The 3,300-nt window shown below is 75.9% G+C and carries 1 protein-coding gene; it reads right to left on the bottom strand.

Annotated elements, in window-relative coordinates:
- Positions 1-3,300 (bottom strand): type I polyketide synthase (locus tag MXD58_RS23460; protein WP_250609932.1); only part of this gene is annotated, 3,300 nt, incomplete at both ends.

Raw genomic sequence — 3,300 nt, 5'->3', positions numbered from 1 at the left:
GCCGGGTGCGGCGCAGGTCGTCGAGGTCGGCCGCCATGCCGGTGGACTGCTCCCAGGCGCCCCACGCGAGCGACACGCCGGGCCAGCCCTGCTCCCGGCGGGCGGCGACGAGGCCGTCGAGGTAGGCGTTCGCCGCGCCGTACCCGCCGGTGCCGGCGCCCAGGAAGGTGCCGGAGACAGAGGAGAAGGTCACGAACACGTCGAGGTCGATTCCGCGGGTGGCGCGGTCGAGGTTCTGAGCCGAGACGACCTTCGAGGCGAAGACCGTGGCCAACCGGCCGGGGTCGGTCTCGGTCACGACGCCGGCGTCGAAGACACCGGCCGCGTGGATCACGCCGGACAGCCGGCGCTCGGCGTGCAGCCGCTCGACCAGGCCGATGACAGCGGCGGGGTCGGCGGCGTCAATCGCGACGACCTCCACCGCCTCGGCGCCGTACGCGCGCAGCTGGTGGACGAGCTCGTCCACCCCGTCCGCGGCCGGGCCGCCGCGGCTGGCCAGGACGAGGCTGCGGACACCGTGCGCCTCGACCAGATGGCCAGCGAGCAGGCGGCCGAGCGAGCCCGTGCCACCAGTGATCAGCACTGTGCCCCCCGGGTCGAAGCGCACGCCCGCGGCGTCGGACGCCGGAACGCTCCCGGTCGGGGGCGGTGGGGCGAGTCGGCTCAGTCGGGGCACCAGCAGCTCCGGCCCGCGCACGGCGATCTGCGGCTCGCCGGTGGCGAGGACGTCGGGCAGCGGGCCGCCGTCCGGATCGAGGTCGGCGAGAACGAAACGATCCGGATTCTCCGCCTGCGCCGCCCGGACCAGGCCCCAGACGGCCGTGCCGACCGGGTCGCGGACACCTGAGGCAACCGCGCCCCGGGTGGCCACCACGAGTGGCACGCTGTCGAGGGCGCCGCCGGCGAGCCAGGTCTGAAGCACCTCGAGCACCCGCGTCGTTTCGGCGAGCGCATCCTCGCCCCCGCCGGCCGCGAGCACGACGGCGGTGGGCGCGGGCGCCCCCGACAGCAGGTCGTCGGCCAGGTCAGCGACGTCGACCGGGCTGGTGATAGTAGGCCAGCCCGGGCCCGACCGTGGTCCCGGACCGACGGGCAGCGGCGTCCAGGCCACCTCGTACAGGCCTTCCCCCGCGCCCGGGCGCAGCCGGCCTGGCGTGATCGGCCGGAAGACCAGCTCCTCGACGGTCAGCACCGGACGACCTGCGTCGTCCCAAGCCGCCAGGGTCAGCGCGGCGGGCCCGCGGGGCGTCACACGGACCCGCAGCGACGTCGCCCCGGCGGCGTGCGGCGTGACACCGTTCCAGGCGAACGGCAGCATCACCCGGTCGTCGTCCGGCGCCGCGAAGGCCCTGGCGTGCAGGGCGGCGTCCAACAGCGCGGGATGCAGAACGAAGCGGGCCGCGTCGCCATGGGCCTGGGCCGGCAGCGCGACCTCGGCGAACAGCTCCTCGCCGCGCCGCCACGCGGCTCGCAGGCCGCGGAAGGCCGGCCCGTACTCGTACTGGTGCCGACGCAGCGCGGCGTAGAAGTCAACCGGATCGATCTCGATCTCCGTCGCGTCGGCCGGCGGCCACACGGTGGGGTCGAAGGCCGGCCCGGGCGCGCCGGCGGGCACCGCATCGGGGGCCAGCAGTCCGGTGGCGTGCCGGGTCCAGGCTCCACCGCCCGCGCGATCGGACGGCGCGGAATGCACGCTCACGGAGCGCACGCCCCGCTCGTCCGGCCCGCCGACGCTCACCTGGACCCGGACGCCCGCGCGGGCCGGCAGCACCAGCGGAGCCTCGATGACGAGCTCCCGCAGGTGACCGCAGCCCACCTCGTCGCCCGCCCGCACGGCAAGTTCGACCAGCCCCGCTCCGGGCAGCAGGACGACGCCGCCGACCGCGTGGTCGGCCAACCACGGCTGCGTGCGCGTGGACAGTCGGCCGCTGGCCAGCACCCCGTCGGTCTCCGGCACCTCGACCACGGCCGGGAGCAGCGGATGGTCGGACCCGGCCAGGCCCAGCGCGGGCGCGTCGCGCGCCTCGCCGCGGGTCGGCAGCCAGTAGCGGTCATGGTCGAACGCGTACGTCGGCAGATCCATGGCCGCGCAGGTGCTGCCCGCCGGCAGGATCGCATGCCAGTCGACGTCGACGCCCCGGACGAACAGCTCACCGGCCGCGGTCAGTACCGAGCGGTCCTCGGGCCGGCCCTCGCGCATCGCCGGCACCGCCGGGCCGACCGCGGCAATCAGCCCGCTCAGTCCGGTCCCGGGGCCGGCCTCCAGGAACAGTGCGCCGCCAACCTCGGCCGCGGCCCGTACCGCCGAGGCGAACCGGACCGGGTGGCGGACATGGTCGGTCCAGTAGCGGGTGGCGGACAGCTCGCTGGCGGTCGCCAGCGCTCCGGTCATCGTCGAGACCACCGGGATGGTCGGCTCCCGCCAGGTCAGCCCGTCCAGGACGGCGGCGAACTCGCCGAGCATCGGCTCCGTGTGCGATGAGTGCGCCGCGCGGGAGATCCTCAGCCGCCGGGTCCGGACTCCGCGGGCCCGCAGGGTCCCGGCCGCTGCCAGGACGGCATCCGCCGCGCCGGAGAGCACGACCGAATCGGGGCTGTTGACGGCGCCCAGTTCCACCCCGTCGCGGAGGAACTCCTCGACGGCCTCCTCCGGCAGGTTGACCGCGACCATCGCGCCGCCTGGCCCCAGCGCCTGCATCAGCCGGCCCCGGGCGGCCACCACCCGGGCGGCGTCCGGCAGCGACAGCAGACCGGCCACCTGCACGGCGGCGAGCTCGCCGATCGAGTGGCCTAGGACGAGATCGGGGCGCACCCCCCAGGAGTCGAGCAGCCGGGCGAGCGCCACTTCGACCGCGAAGAGGCCGGCCTGGGTGTAGACCGTCTCGTCCAGCAGGCCGCACGGCGAGTCGAACACGACGTCACGGACCCGATGGCCGACCCAGCCGGCCAGCTGCTCGTCCAGCAGGTCGCACACCTCGTCGAAGGCAGCCGCGAACACCGGGTACCGCGCGCTGAGCTGGCGGCCCATGCCGGCGCGCTGCGCGCCCTGGCCGGGGAACACGAACACGGTCCGAGCCGGATCACCGGTCCGGCCGGTGACGGCGCCGTGGGCCGGCTGACCGGCGGCCATCCGTTCCAGCTCGCTCACCGCCTGCCCCTTCGACCCGGCCACGACAACGGCCCGCTCGGACAGGTAGCCGCGGTGCGTGACGAGGGCGGAGGCGATGGCCGGCATTGCCCCGGCGGCCGTGGGCAGGAACTCGGCCAGCCGGGCGGCCTGGCCGGCGAGGGCCCGCGGGC

Source organism: Frankia sp. AgKG'84/4, assembly GCF_023242965.2.
Lineage (GTDB): Bacteria > Actinomycetota > Actinomycetes > Frankiales > Frankiaceae > Frankia.
The sequence above is the reverse complement of the archived record's forward strand: the minus strand, read 5'-3'. Positions and strand labels throughout refer to the sequence as shown.